Raw genomic sequence first — 14,284 nt, forward strand, 5'->3', positions numbered from 1 at the left:
CCCACTCGACTCGTCAGGAATGATCGGCCGCTGCGGACCGGAACTTCGCGCTGAGCCCAGGACTCGGCACGGCTTCGACATCGCGGAAGCGCTGCAGCACGCGGCCGTCGGGGGCACAGGCGGTGACGGTGCAACGGATGCCGCTCGCCGTCTCCACAACACCGTCCACCACCAGCAAGAACGGCTCTCCCTCAGGCAGTTCGGCGATCAGCTCGACCTCACCGACCGCAGTGGGCAGCACCGCCTCGCCGCGGTGGATACGCGCCCAGACCAGCACGGCTTGAAGCAACAGGTCGGACAGGACTGGGCTGTAGCCGGGTACCTGCCAGGCGCCCGACGCGGGGCGCGGGTCGGTCAGCTGGGCGGCGAGGACCGTCCGCTTGCCCGCAGCCAGCACGGCAGTGATGCCGCGCAGCAACGGACCGTGGAACAGCGTGCCGTCCTCGTAGTACGTCACCGGCTGCCCACTGCCCAGCTCCGGGAGACCGGAGACTGGCGGCAGCGAGGCCCTCGCGGCACGCACCACTTGCGCGCGGTAGCGCGGACGGCCGGCGTCGTCGTGCACGCCCACGTCGTACGCCTGGCTCGTTCCGACCGATGCACGGGCGTCACCGAGCCGCACCGTCAGCTGGAGTCCAGCGGGCTGGGCGTCATCGAAGACGAGGCCCTTGTGCACGGCGAATCCGCGTACTCCCGTGATCTCCGCGCCCGGTACGGCACGGTGGACCGCGTTGAGCACTCCGCCGATCGCGGCGGTGGCCGGCAGTACCGGAATGCCTCCGATCGCGTGGTCCACGATCACCGGGTCGGAGGCGGTGGCTGCCAGTCGCCGGTGCACCACCACGCCGTCCTGCGGGACGGGGAAGGGCTCGCGGGCGGACAGAGGTGAGTTGGGCCCCACGACGCACACCGTGTCGGCGGCGTGCTCCTTGGAGAACTGCTCGACGAAATACCGCACGCCTTCGTCCAGCGGGATGAGTGGTATCCCGCGCTCGGCGAACATCTTCTCCAGGGCGGGCGTGACCATTCCGCCGGCCCAGGCCCCCCAGTTCACCGAGGTGATGCGAGCTTCGGGCATACGGTGCCGAAGGGCGCAGGCCCAGCGGTTGAGCGCCTCGTTGGCCATCGCGTAGTCCGACTGGCCGCGGTTGCCGAAGAAGCCGGCGACCGAGGAGAACAACAGGACGTGTCGCAGTGCCTCGTCCGGAAGTGCCTCGATGACGTTCCGCAGGCCGGTGAGCTTGGTGCTCAGCACCCGCTCCACGTCCCCGGCCTTCTTGTCCTTGATCAGCGTGTCCGCCAGGACACCGGCTCCGTGTACGACACCGGTGATCTGCTCTCGGCGCGGTGCCAGCGCCGTGCGGACGGCTGCGGAATCCGTGATGTCCACCGTGAGGTACTCGGCCTCGGCCCCGGCCTGTCGGATCTGGGCCAGGGTCTGCCGGATCTCGCGCTGACCGATGAGCTCACGTGCCATCCGTTCCACTTCACGCGGGGTGGGCTTGCCCCCACCGCGCTTGATCTCGGCAGCGGCCTCGGCACGCAGCCGGTCGGCGGGCACGCCGACCGCCCAGGCGGGTTCCTCGGACAGCGGGGTGCGGCCCAGGAGCAGCAGCCCGGTGCGGTGGGTGCGGGCCAGCCCGATGACGCAGGCCGCGGTCACTCCACGGGCGCCTCCGGTCACCACGAGCAGGTCGTCCGCGGTGGGTTCGGCGGCTCCCGGTATGCCGGGCAGCGAGTCGTCGGTCTCCGGGGCCAGGCTCACGGTGTGGCGCGTTCCGTCCACCGCGTGGCCGACCTGGGTGAGCTCGACCTCCGCGTCGTACAGCTCGGCCAGGAACAGCTCGGCGCATTCCTCCGGTGCCAGCGAGGGTGCGAAGTCGAGCGCGCGGCAGAACAGCGCGGGCGCTTCGATGGCGAGCGTCTTGACCAGTCCGGTCACGCCGCCGAGCGTGGCCCTTGCCTCGGACGCCTCGCCGGTGAGGCCCAGGCGTCCGTCGAGCCTCGTCACGGTGATGAAGGCGGCGCGTCCGTCCTGTGTCGTGTGTTCCAGAACCTGCTGGGTGCGGCCTGCCAGCAGCAGCGCGTCACGAAGGGCCGCGGCCTGGGCATCCGGCCCGGTGGCTTCGACGCAGTCGACGACCAGATCGAGACGCTGTACGCCTTCGGGTACGGTCGCGCCGGTGTGAACGGTCCAGCCCCGCGCGCGCAAGGCGGCAGCAATCGGTTCGAGGAGTTCCCCCGTCCCGGCGAGCAGGGCGACCGGCTCCGCCCGAAACGCGTCGGGCACCACATCAGCGGGCGCCAGGTCTGTCACTACGGCTTGGAGGCGTCCCAGGCCGGAGTTCAGGCTTTTGGGACGGCCACCACCTCCGCGGTGCCCTGGGACGCGGCGCCGGAGACGAAGGTGATGATGTCGTCCAGCGTGCGCAGCTCGGCCAGTTGCTCCGGCGCAGCAGACGCCGACCCCGGGAACCGATCCCGCAACGCCCCCATGATCTCGACCCTCTTGATCGAGTCGATCCCCAGATCCGCCTCGACGTCCATCGACGTATCCAGCATCTCCGCCGGATAACCCGTCTTCGCCGACACACTCTCCAGCAACACCCGGCGCACCTCGTCGACGGACACCTCAGCGGAAAGGCCGGCGGGCGCTTCGGCGGGGGCCGCAGGAGCAACAGTGGAGGCACCAGCGGCGCCGGAGACGAAGGTGATGATGTCGTCCAGCGTGCGCAGCTCGGCCAGTTGCTCCGGCGCAGCAGACGCCGACCCCGGGAACCGATCCCGCAACGCCCCCATGATCTCGACCCTCTTGATCGAGTCGATCCCCAGATCCGCCTCGACGTCCATCGACGTATCCAGCATCTCCGCCGGATAACCCGTCTTCGCCGACACACTCTCCAGCAACACCCGGCGCACCTCGTCGACCGAGGTGCCGCCGGAAGCGGGGGCGGCCGGGGTCACGGGCACAGGGGGCGCGGCGGCAGGCTCGGACGCCAGGTGGGCAGGGACGGCGGGTGCCGGAGCGGAGACCGCAGTTGTGGACGGCTCGACCGTTGGGGCAGCCGTGGGTGCTGGCGCGGCCGGGGCCAGTGCCTGCGGAGCCACCGGAGTCGGTGCGAAGGCTGTCCCATACGTGTCGTACGGCGTGCTGACCGGAACCGATGCGACGCCGTTGCTCAGCGCGGTGCCGTTCCCGACAGAGACGCCGCTCTCCAGATGTGCGAGGCTGCGGAGCACCTCACTGGCCTGGACGTGGCTCTGGCCGATGGCCAGGCTCTGCTGGGTCACGGCGGTGATTCCCGCGACAGCCCTGTCGCTCGGACCGCCGCGTCCGGTCTCCTCCTGCAGTACACCGCTCAGCCTCTCGGCCACCCTGAGCTGCCCGGCCAGGTACTCCCGGTGCATCGACAGGTGCTCACTCGCCACCATGCCGGTGGTGACAAGCCCGGCGCCGAGCGTGGGAGCCGGTGAGGCGACGTGGTTCTGGGGCTGGGGCGCCGCGGCCATTGGCGCCGACGGCACCACGGCCGACTCCTGCGGGGCGGGAGCCACGACAGGAGCCTGCGCCACAGCGGGTTGCGTGTCCGTCTGCTGGACGGCTTCGACCGTGTAGCCGTTCTCCAGGGCCTGCCGGTACGCCTCACGGCGAGCGTCGGGCACGTAGTTCACACCGTTCAACGGGATCGTCATCCCCTCCACCGGCAGGGCCGGTTCGACATCTGTGGAAAATCGGTTGCAGTCCGCGAGCGGGAGCCCCAGGACGAGGAGCTGCGCGGCGAGCTGCTTGAGTGCACGGTCACCGTCACCGCCCGGGCCGGAGTCGGCGCTGAGGACAACGATGTCCTGGCGGTCGGCGAGCGTGTGGCGGACCAGACCGGAGAGCACCGCCTTCGGGCCGAACTCGACGAAGACCCGGAAGCCTTCGTCGTACATCTGCGTGACGCGCGGTGCGAAGTGCACTGGTGCGGCGAGCTGGCCGACGAGTACCTCGCGGTTGCCCGCGATGCGCTTCCCGTATGCGGCGTCGGGCGTGTTGGCGAAGACAGGGATCCGGGGCGCACGCACGCGGGCGGAAGCCACTGCGGCCTTGAACTCCTCGACGGCGTGCGCGACAAACCGCGTGTGGAACGCCGCGGCGACGGGCAGTAGCTGCGCCTCGACTCCGTCGCGCGCACACTCGTCGACAAAGGCCCGTACGGCTTCGGTGCCGCCGCCAACCACCACCTGCTGTGGTGTGTTGATGTTGCACACGACGACGTCGTCGTGTCGTTCGAGGAGGTCCTGCACGCGCTTCACGTCGGCCTTGACCGCCGCCATGGTGCCCGCGTCGGAACTGCCCTCGGGCCGCGTGGCCATGGCCTTGCCACGCTCTCGGGACAGCCGGAAGAAGTCCTCGTCGCTGAGGCTTCCGGCGGCCCACAGGGCGGTGAGTTCGCCATAGCTGTGCCCCAGCACTCCGTCGGGGGAGAATCCGAGCGCGGCGAGATAGCGGTACTGGCCTGCCGACAGCGCTCCGATGGCCGGCTGCGCGTAGTCGGTCCGGCGCAGGGCCTCCTCCTGCCGCCGCCGGGTCTCGCCGTCGAAGGCTGTCGGCGGGAACACCACGCGTCCCAGCGGCTGTGCCCCGGCGAACTGCCGGGCGGCTGTGTCGAACGCGTTCCGGACGGGCGGCACGGCGATGGCGGTGCGTGAGCCCATCCCTACGTACTGGCTGCCCTGTCCGGCGAAGAGCGCGGCAACCTTGCCGCTTCCGTCGAGCAGCGCCGAGCGTCGGTAGTAGGCGCCGCGCGGCAAAGCGAAGTCGGCGGCGTCCTGGTGAGCGCGAAGGTGGTCAGCGGCTGTAGCCTTCAGCTGCGCCGCTTCCTTCGGGCTACGGGCGACCAGGGCGAGGCGGGCGTGTTCGGCCGGGACGGTTTCGTCCAGTTCCGTGGCGGCCGCGTCTGTCTCATCCTGGTCCAGCAGAGCCAGCAGCGCCTGCGGGTCGGCAGCGTGCCAGGCGTAGACGCGCGCCGTCGGGCCAAGGGCTGTGAGGCCGATACCCTGAGGGTCGTGTTCCTCCAGCAGGCAGTGGAAGTTCGTGCCGCCGAAGCCGAACGACGACACAGCAGCGCGACGTCGGTCGCGGGCCGGATCGCTGACCCACGGCTGAGAGGACGTGTTCAGGAAGAAGGGGGAGTTGGCGAAGTCCACTGCCTTCCGCGGCTGCTCGACATTGATCGTCGGCGGCAGGACCTTCTGGTGCAGGCCCAGCGAGACCTTGATCAGGCCGGCCGCGCCGGCGGCCGCCTTGGTGTGCCCGATCTGCGACTTGACGCTTCCCACTGCGGCGAACTGCCGATCGTCGGTGGCCTCGTCATACACGTCACGCAGTGCGGTCAGCTCGGTGAGGTCGCCGACCGACGTGCCGGTGCCGTGGCACTCCAAGAGGCCTACCTGTTCGGGGCCGAAGCCCGCGTCCTCGTACGCCCGCTTGAGTGCGGCGACCTGCCCTTCGCGGCGCGGTGCGTAGATGCTCTTGAACCGGCCGTCGCTGGACGTTCCGATGCCCTTGAGAACCGCGTAGATCCGGTCGCCGTCGCGTTCCGCGTCCTCAAGTCGCTTGAGAGCGAGCATCCCGGTGCCCTCGCCGATGAGGGTGCCGTCGCTGTCCTCGTCGAACGGGCGGATACGCCCGTTCTTGGAGAACGCGGGGGTCTTGGAGAAGCACAGGTACATCAGGATGGTGTTCTCTGCGTCGCAGCCGCCCGTGAGCATGAGGTCCGCGCGCCCGGACACCAGTTCGGACACGGCCATGTGCACCGCGGCCAGCGAACTCGCGCAAGCCGCGTCCACGGTGCAGTTGGTGCCGCCGAAGTCGAAGCGGTTGGCGATGCGGCCCGCGACGACGTTGCCGAGCATGCCGGGGAAGGAGTTCTCCTCCCACGGTGCGAACGCCTTGGTGAACTTGGCGGCGATCTCGTCCGCGTCCCGCTCGGTCAGACCGCAGCTGCGCACGACCTCCTTGAGCACAGGGGTCTGAAGCCGCGCGGCCAGCGGCTGGGTGAGCGAGTTGGCACCTGTGATGCCGAGGATGACACCGGTGCGTGTGGGGTCGTACCAGGGCGCGTCGAGCGCGCCGGCGTCGCGCAGCGTCTGCTTGGCCACCATCAGGCTCAGCAGCTGGAGGACGTCGGTCACTTCGAGCGTGTTCGGCGGCAGACCGAACTCCAGCGGATTGAACGGGACGGTCGGCACGAAGCCGCCGCGCTTGGCATAGGTCTTGTCCGGGGCGCTGGGATCGGGGTCGTAGTAGTCGGAGATACGCCAGTGGGTCTCCGGTACGTCTTCTATGCAGTCGTTGCCATCGACGATGTTGTTCCAGAACTCGCCGAGGTCGCCTGAGCGCGGGTAGAGGGCGCCCAGACCGACGATCGCGATGGGGGTGTCGCCGAGCTTTCGGCTTCCGGTGCTGTGCTGAACCATGACGACTCCATGCCCGTGGGCAGGGGTTGAGGAAGAGGGTGTGGGGTGGTGCTGAGGAGGTGACGAGGAGCTGGAGCCGCTACGGCTGGCCGCTGGGGGCAGCGGCCAGGGCCGCGAACTTCATCGCCACCGGATCGCTCAGCATCGAGTAGTGGTCGCCCGGCGTGTGCTCGACGTTGAGGTCGTCGCTGAGCTGCTCCCAGCCCAGCGGGTCGGGCGTCTCCAGCAGGCCGCGCTCGGGGCGCAGCAAGGTCACCGGCACGCGGGAGCGGACCGGTTCGAAGGCGTAGGAAAGCCGGTTGTTACGACGCAGCCCGTCGAGGTACGTGTCGTAAACCTTGCGTAGGCCGGGCAGTGTCGTACCCGGCCGCAGCGCACCATGCTCCAGGGCGGCCTCGAGTACGGCCTGCAGGGCCGCGTCCACGTCCGTTTTGTCGGCTGCCAGAATGTCTCGCGGCACGGGTACGGCCCCGCCCCGCTTAGCAGCCAGGTACATGCAGAACCATGGCAGCACCAGGTCGGGCCCGATCTCGTCCTCGGCACGCGTGTACTCCGGCACGGGCGCGATGCTGTCCAACAGCACTGCCCTGTTGGGAAGTTCAGCCTCGGAGAGCAGTGACGTCAACGCGTGGCCGACCACGCCTCCAAAAGACCAGCCCATCAGAGTCCACGGACCGGAGAACAGGTCACGGGCTCGTAGTTCGTCCGCGGCGCGCGAGGCGACATCGAGGACCGTGATGTCGGTCTGCCCGCCGCTGAGCGCGGCCTGGAAGTACTCGGGCACCTGCTCCAGATCCACCACGCGCAGGTCGGTCCCGTGGGGTAGAGCCACCGCCAGTTCCCTGTACTGCTCGGCCGGCAGGGCACCCGGGTGGATGACCACTACCGGTCCGGTCTGTGACGAGCCCTCATCACGGACCGCGTCGACGCTGAAAGCGCTTACCAGCGGGGCAGGTTGGCGATTCCTAGGCCGCACGTTGCTCCTCCTGCTTCTGCGCTATGTAGCGGGAGAGTTCGGTGATCGTGGGGTGATACCACAGGGCCGTGGTCTCCAGTTCGAAACCGAGCCAGTTCTCCAGTTCCCCGGAGAGCACCAGCGCCTCGGTGGAGTCGAGGTCGAACTCGTCGAAGTACTGGTCCGGGTTCACCTCGTCCTGGGACACGCCCAGCTTGTGCGCCACCTTCTCGACCAGCCATCCCTGGACGGCCTCAGGAGTCAGGGCGGCGACGCTTCGCTCACCAAGGGTATTTTCGGGCACGGTTGGCCTTTCTCTCTGATGTGGGGAAGGAGAATCGCTGGCTGGGCTCTATGTCCATTGGCAGGAGACCCAGTTGAAAGGACAGCCCCTCAACGACCCTGTCTCGCAGGGCTAATCCGGCTGCCGTCGACCGATAGGCGTTGACTCCAAGGTTCACAGGGAGCTTCACGAGTGGGACCTGCTTTCCGCGCGTTCCGGAATCTACTGCCGGTTAGCGGAAACGGAACGCAGCACAGACTCGGCCGCCGCGCTTCCGGAGTCGAATGCGGATTCGTGCGACCCGATGATGTCCGGCCCCATCTTCCGGGAGTGAAAGTAGGAGCCGGCGAGCTTGACCCGCGAGCCGGAATCATTGATCGAGTAGATATCCGTCTGCAACTGTCGCGTCGGCAGCGAGAACACGGGGTGCCGATAGGAAATTTCCTCGATGATGCACTCCTCACGGATCTGCACACCTGAATCGAGCGTGAGGAAATAGTCCTTGGTGCCGTCCAGGTGCTGCAGGTCATTGAGGTAGTAATTGACCCACGACACCTGCTCTCCGGCTACCTGGCAACGCCCGTAGTTCCAACTGCGCCAGTTCTGCGTCTCCTTGGGCATTACCGCGGGGTCGGTGTGCAGCGTGGCCCGCGTCGGGTTGTACTCGAACACCTCGAGTCGACGTTGATGCTCGTTCGGGCTCTCCAGAATCCGCAGCGAGTCATCCGCGTGTGTGGCCAGCACGACATAGTCGAACCGCTCTGCAGCCGCACCACCCACGTGCACATCCACGCCGCCCCCCGTCTCCCGCACCCGAGTCACGGGCGAGGAAAGCCGCACTTCAGAGCCTGCGGCCCGGAGCTCCCGCTCGGCAGCACGCAGATAGCTCACGCTGCCGCCGGTGACGGTCCGCCAAGGCGCGGTACGCCCGCCAAGGCCTTCGGCGCCATGGGCGTAGAAGAACGCGATCACGGTGCTCGCCGGCATCTCCCAGATGCGATCAGCCGGCACCGACCATGCGGCGGTCGAGATGAGCACGATGAATCCGTACCGGAAATCATCGGAGTACCCGTGGCGATCGAGGTACTCACCGAGCGGTATATCGGCCTGCTTGCGCATGAAATGGCGAGGCGACTCTTCCAGGAATCGCTTCGCCTCTCGCCAGAGGTGAACAAAGTCCTGCGGGTAGAGCTCCTTGACCTGATCCTCCGTCAACTCGAAATCATCGGATACATAGGAGGTCTGACTGTCCAAGTCGAAGAAGCCGAACTTCCCCGGGTGCCCCTGGGTGGCCACGCCCAAGTCAGCGAAGAACTTCGTCAGCTTGGGGTAGTGGGGCTCGTTGAAGACGATGAACGCCGTATCCAGACCGAGAACTCGACCTGCGTCCTCGACCTCGATCGTGTTGGCATGACCGCCCAGCCGGGGTGCCTCCTCAAGAAGTGTCACCTGCACTTCATCACGAAGGTGGTAGGCAGCCGAAACGCCAGCTACTCCACCTCCTACGACCGCCACTCGCGCTTTCACAGTCCGCCTCCGACCGAGATATCGACACCAACTGGGCTCGTCTCGATGTAGACAGAGAGGGGATGCTCATCCCAGATACACCGGAGGCGCAAGTTTCTTCTGCCGATTGAGCTCCTGCTGGGTTCCCCCATCACCTTCCTTGTGGAGCCCAGTTCGGGCTCGTGGCCTCCGGGGCCGGTAAGGCTTGTTGCCCCTGTCCTTGATGATTGGGGGGCTGTCGCAGGTCCCGGTGGCACAGGATGGTCGCTGATGGAAGCGTGTCCGCCGAGAGGCAGGGCTGCGTAGTGCGGCTGCCGATGTCCGGTGCCCGGTTGTGACTCCGGGGAGGAAAAGCCCAGTGACCAGCAACGACTTCACGTTGATCGACGGCGATCCCCAGCTGCTGTGAGTTGGGGGTGTGGTGGCGGTGGTTGGGTGTCATTGGTGAGTGACAGCTTTCTGGCCTGGTAGAGCGTGGTTTCTCGTTTTCTGGTGGCTGTCATGGGGTTGAAAGTTCCTGTGTTCGGGGTGGCCTGTTTGGGCTGTGCTGGCGGGTATGGCTGCTCGGTTGGGTCGTGGTGTACGTGGTGAGGCAGCGGTCCCGGCTTCGGGTGCGGGTGCGGGTCGTGGTGTGGTGGTTCGGCGTCTGCTCGCGGTGGACGAGTCGGGGGCCGTGTCGCGGTTGCATGTGAGGGTGGCGGCTGAGCTGGCTGGGGTGTCGGAGCGGACGGTGTGGCGCTGGCTGGCGGAGGGGCGTGCGGGGCGGATCGAGGGGCGGTCGCGGCGGGGCGGGTTCGCGGTGAGCGACGAGCTGTGGGCGGTGCTGGCGGAGGTGGGTGGGAACGTCTCGGCGTTGCACCGCAGGCTGGAGCAGGCGCGGACTGAAGGTTCGCTGGGGAGGTGCGGTGTGACGCGAGTCCCGTCGGCCTCGACGCTTCAGTGTGTGGTGCGCCGGGATCTGCTGGCGGGGCGGGTGTTGGAGGTTGCGCGGCCGGCGCGGGGCGGGGTCGTTGCGGATCGCTATGACCAGGTTCTGGCTGACCTTCGGCTGACGCGTTGGGCAGGCGGCCCGCCGGTTTTGGACGGCGTCGAAGACAGCGCGGTGGAGCCGGTTGTCGACCCGGATGGCGAAGGAGACGGCACGGGTCGCAGTGGGGTGCGGTTCGTGCCGGGTGCCCGGTTGGTGTCGACGGCTGCGGTGGCTTCGGTGGTGAAGGCTGTCGGGCATACGGTCGCGGCGCGGGGGATCGTTTGTGTGTTCGGTGATACGGGGGTGGGGAAGACGGTGGCGGTGCAGCAGGCGCTGCATCTGCTGCCTGATCGGGTGCCGGTGTGGCGGGCGGTGGCGGGGGTGAAGCCGGGCCTTTCTCAGATACGCGCTTCGCTGCTGGAGGCCATGGGATTGGCGGCGGGGTCTTGGTCGCACCGTGCGCAGCCGGCGGACCGCGCGCTGGCACAGGCGCTGCGTCGGCCGGGGGTGTTGTTCCTCGATGACGCGCAGCGGCTGTCTCCGCCGCTGTTGGACTATCTGCGGTTGCTGTGGGACGAGCCGGGCACGGCTGCGGCACTGGTGTTGTGCGGGGCGGGCGCGGAGCGGGTGACCGCCCGGGCGCCGGCGCTGCGGTCACGAGTGCTGACCTGGCATCAGACTCCCGCTTTGGAACAGGCCCGGCTGATCGAGACGCTGCGCCTGTTCCACGAGGTGTGAGAGACGGCCGACCCGGCGGATGTGGTGTGGGCGGACTCGACAGTGGCCCATGAGAACTTCCGCATGTGGGCGAAGATCACTTCTCACGTCTATGCCGCGGTCAGGCGTCGGAAGGACCCGCTGGCGGACCTTTTTTTGATCGAGCAGGCCTGTGCCCGGCTGGGCCCTTACCCGTGACCGGACCGTGGTGCGGCGCGGAAAGTGAGCGGATTCGGATACAGGGGCCGGTTTCATGATCAATTCTCCTGAGGCAGCCGCCCCGGCATGGCCTGACGGGTCCGTGCCGGTGCTGGAGGGTGCGGGGCTGGCCGCGCTGCGGGGGCCTGCGGTGCAGCAGTTGCTTCGGTTGCGCGGGCTGGGGCGGCTGTCGCGGGGGCATGTGCGGCTGGCGGGGGAGTGTCTGGGGGTGTCGGAGCGGACGGTGTGGCGGTGGCTTGCGCAGGCCGAAGCCGATCCCGGGACGGCGGCTCGCCCGGGTGCCAGGTCGGGGGATCGGTTCGAGGTGACAGCCGAGGTGCGGGTGCTGACCTGGCACCAGGTCCCTGGACTGGATCCCGAGCGCCTTGTGGAGACGCTGGCGATGTTCCATGACGTGTGGGAGGGCGCGGATCCGGCGGATGTGGGGTGGGCGGATGCCACGGTGGCGCGGGGCAATTTCCGTACCTGGGCGAAGATCACCTCGCTGTCCAGCAACTGCTGCGGTTACGGGCACTGGGGCGGCTGTCGCGGGGGCATGTGCGGCTGGCGGGGGAGTGTCTGGGGGTGTCGGAGCGGACGGTGTGGCGGTGGCTTGCCCAGACCGAAACCGAACCCCGCATGGCGGCCCGCCCGGGCGCGAGGCCCGTAGACCGGTTCGAGATCGGCGCCGAGGTACGTGTACTGCTGGCGTACTGGCGAGGGACCGCGTCGGCGGTCCACCGCCAGCTGGTGGCCCGCGCCCGCGCCGCGACCGGTGGGCCGGTCACCGAGGTACCGGGTGGGGCGCCGGTGGAGGCAGTGCCTGTGCTGGATCCGGTGCCGTCGTTGTCGACGTTCCTGCGCGCGGTGCGCCGTGACCTGACCGCTGGGGAACGCGCTGCCCTGGCGCGGGGGCCGGAGGCGGCCCGGACCCACGACGTATTCGGGCGACGGCCCCGGGTATGGCGGAACCACACCTGGGAGGCCGACCACGTCCAGGTGCCGCTCCTGGTCGACGCCGACGGGGAACTGGTGCGCCCGTGGGTGACGTGGTTCATCGACGTTGCCTCGAAGGCCATCACGGGTACCGCGGTCACACCCGGCCATCCGTCCAGAGCCTCGATCCTGGCGGCCCTGCGCGCCGCGGTGCTGCGCACCGGACCGTACGGACCGGCGGACGGTGTCCCTGAGCACGTCCGCGTCGATCGGGGCCGGGACTTCCTGTCGAAGACGGTCCTGGGCGCGTTCGGTGTCCTGGACACCAAGGTCGAGGATCTGCCCGCCTACAGTCCGCATCTGAAGGGCACGGTGGAGAACCTCAACCGGTGTGCCGATCGCATGCTCTTCGCTGTCCTGCCCGGCTACACCCTCACTCCAGCGCCGCGGCGCGCCAAGAAGAAGACCGAATCCGACGAGCCCCCGCCGCTGACCTTCGCCGAGTTCACCGCCGAGGTACTGGCCTGGTCGCGCTGGTGGAACACCGAGCACCGCCCTGCCGGTCTTGCCGGCCGCACTCCCGTTGAAGCCTGGCTGGCCGATCCCACGCCGCTCTCGGACATCCCCGAGGCTGCTTTGTGGGGTCTGATGCTGGAAGACGACGACCGGACGAGGAAGCTGACCAGCCACGGTGTGCGCTGGCGCGGCCGTGACCATGTCGGCGCGTGGATGACAGGCCAGGCCGGCCGTAGCGTCCGGATCCGGCACATGCCTCACCACGATCACGAGATCGAGGTCTGCGACCCGGCCGGCCACCACCTCGGCACCGCCCAACTCGCCGACGCTGCAACCCTCGAGCAACTCGACGCCCTGCGCCGTACCCGCACAGCCAGAGCCCGCCGCCTGCGCGAGGGGGCGAAGAAGGCCGAGGCCCTGCGCCGCCAGCGCTTCGCACCGGCCACCACTCCCACGCCCGCGCAGCGCCTGGGCGCCGTCCCGGCAGTCGAAGCCGACCAGGAACTCACGACGGCCGCCCACACCGACATGGCCGCCCTCGCTTTACCGGACCTCATTCCGCCCGTCCCGCCGCCCGACGACTGGAACACCCCGGCCTCCCTGCGCCCGGCGCCCGGAGAAGAGAACCTATGACCAGCCAACTGCCGCCGCAGGAGACCGACCACTACACCCAGCTCCCCGACGCCGCGGTCGTCACGACCCGCGCGCTCCTGGCTGCCAGGGAGAACATCAACGACACGATCGAGGCCAGGGCGATGATGTGCCTCCACGGCCCGGCCGGCGTCGGCAAGACCCTCGCCGCCAACGTCTGCTTGCGCGAGCTCGAACACACCCGCGGCGAGGAGATCTGCCGGATCACTTTCCGTGCCCGCCCCACCGCCCGCGCGGTGCGCCATGAACTCTTCGCCACTCTCGGTCTGCCAGGCGAACCCCCTCGTTATCGTCCGAGTTCGACCGGCTGCTTCTGGACTTCCTCGCAGCCCAGCCGCGTACGCTTGTCGTGGACGAGGCCCAGTGGCTCAATCGAGAGACGTTCGAGTACTTCCGGTTCGCCTGGGATAACCCGTACACGCAGATCACGATCATCTTCGCCGGTGGTGAAGGCGCACACAGTGTGTTGCGGAAGGAACCGATGCTCTCTTCCCGCATCTTCATCTGGCAGCACGTCACCAGGCTCACCTTGGAGGAAGTTCAGCAGGTCATCCCGCTCTACCATCCGATCTGGGCGAGAACCGATCCCGCGGACATCGCCTTCGCCGACCGCCACGCGGCACACGGTAACTTCCGCAACTGGGCCCGGCTCACCGCCCACACCATGACCGCACTTGAACGGACAGGCCGAGACCACCCGGACCAGGAAGTGCTCCGCTGGGTCTTCAGCAGGCTGGGCAGCTGACACCCTGGCAAGCGAGCAACTCGCCGATTGCTCGGGCGCTGTGCAGGTTCATTGGTCGGCGAGAGCGGTGACGCAGGAGCGGCAGGGAAGCCGTTGATCCAGAATGAATCCGAGACTTATTTTGAAACAAACATCTGAGTGTTCAACCCGGAACCACAGTACCGGACGGACGCACCCCCAGCCTCTTCTCTCCGAAGCCGCTTCTGGCCCATCGTCACGCCCCCCCATAAACCACCCCAGCGGTCCATGCTGCTGCGCGGGCCGGAGGCCCGTTTGGCCGCGCGCAGCGCGGCCGAGGCTGGAGCGCAGCGGAAGCCTCCAGCCGGACGGAGCCCAGCACCG

8 protein-coding genes are annotated in these 14,284 nt (G+C 68.4%); 3 read left to right on the forward strand and 5 right to left on the reverse strand.

The window, feature by feature from the left end; all coding sequences use genetic code 11:
* Window positions 1-13 precede the first annotated feature (13 nt).
* The 5 genes from ACIBBH_RS38680 to ACIBBH_RS38700 form a co-directional block, all read right to left on the reverse strand.
* Window positions 14-2,290 carry an SDR family NAD(P)-dependent oxidoreductase gene (locus tag ACIBBH_RS38680; protein WP_399413049.1) on the reverse strand — a complete coding sequence of 759 codons (2,277 nt, stop codon included), beginning with the start codon at window positions 2,288-2,290 and terminating at the stop codon, window positions 14-16.
* A gap of 56 nt (window positions 2,291-2,346) precedes the next feature.
* Window positions 2,347-6,465: a beta-ketoacyl synthase N-terminal-like domain-containing protein gene (locus ACIBBH_RS38685; protein ID WP_399413051.1), complete on the reverse strand. Its 4,119-nt coding sequence runs from the start codon at window positions 6,463-6,465 to the stop codon at window positions 2,347-2,349.
* A gap of 79 nt (window positions 6,466-6,544) precedes the next feature.
* Window positions 6,545-7,441: a thioesterase domain-containing protein gene (locus tag ACIBBH_RS38690; protein ID WP_399413053.1), complete on the reverse strand. Its 897-nt coding sequence runs from the start codon at window positions 7,439-7,441 to the stop codon at window positions 6,545-6,547.
* Window positions 7,431-7,724, reverse strand: coding sequence for an acyl carrier protein (locus ACIBBH_RS38695; protein ID WP_399413055.1), 294 nt, complete (start codon window positions 7,722-7,724; stop codon window positions 7,431-7,433). Before ACIBBH_RS38695 ends, ACIBBH_RS38690 begins: the two co-directional genes overlap by 11 nt.
* A 201-nt stretch (window positions 7,725-7,925) precedes the next feature.
* On the reverse strand, window positions 7,926-9,230 hold the full coding sequence (locus ACIBBH_RS38700) for an NAD(P)/FAD-dependent oxidoreductase (RefSeq protein WP_399413057.1): 1,305 nt from the start codon (window positions 9,228-9,230) through the stop codon (window positions 7,926-7,928).
* Window positions 9,231-9,903: 673 nt separating this feature from the next.
* Here ACIBBH_RS38700 and ACIBBH_RS38705 point away from each other — a divergent pair.
* From ACIBBH_RS38705 to ACIBBH_RS38715, 3 genes are all read left to right on the forward strand, one after another.
* On the forward strand, window positions 9,904-10,917 hold the full coding sequence (locus ACIBBH_RS38705) for an AAA family ATPase (protein WP_399413059.1): 1,014 nt from the start codon (window positions 9,904-9,906) through the stop codon (window positions 10,915-10,917).
* A gap of 693 nt (window positions 10,918-11,610) precedes the next feature.
* A complete protein-coding gene (locus tag ACIBBH_RS38710) occupies window positions 11,611-13,179 on the forward strand; it encodes a Mu transposase C-terminal domain-containing protein (RefSeq protein WP_399413071.1) in 1,569 nt (522 codons plus the stop codon).
* Between the two features lie 367 nt (window positions 13,180-13,546).
* Window positions 13,547-13,942 carry a hypothetical protein gene (locus ACIBBH_RS38715; protein WP_399413061.1) on the forward strand — a complete coding sequence of 132 codons (396 nt, stop codon included), beginning with the start codon at window positions 13,547-13,549 and terminating at the stop codon, window positions 13,940-13,942.
* Window positions 13,943-14,284 lie beyond the last annotated feature (342 nt).

The sequence above is a fragment of the Streptomyces sp. NPDC051636 genome, assembly GCF_044453765.1.
Taxonomy (GTDB): Bacteria; Actinomycetota; Actinomycetes; order Streptomycetales; family Streptomycetaceae; genus Streptomyces.

Bases quoted from the DNA above. Each gene is read 5' to 3' on its own strand.
- ACIBBH_RS38685 (WP_399413051.1), bottom strand. From the start codon at position 6,465: ATGGTTCAGCACAGCACCGGAAGCCGAAAGCTCGGCGACACCCCCATC.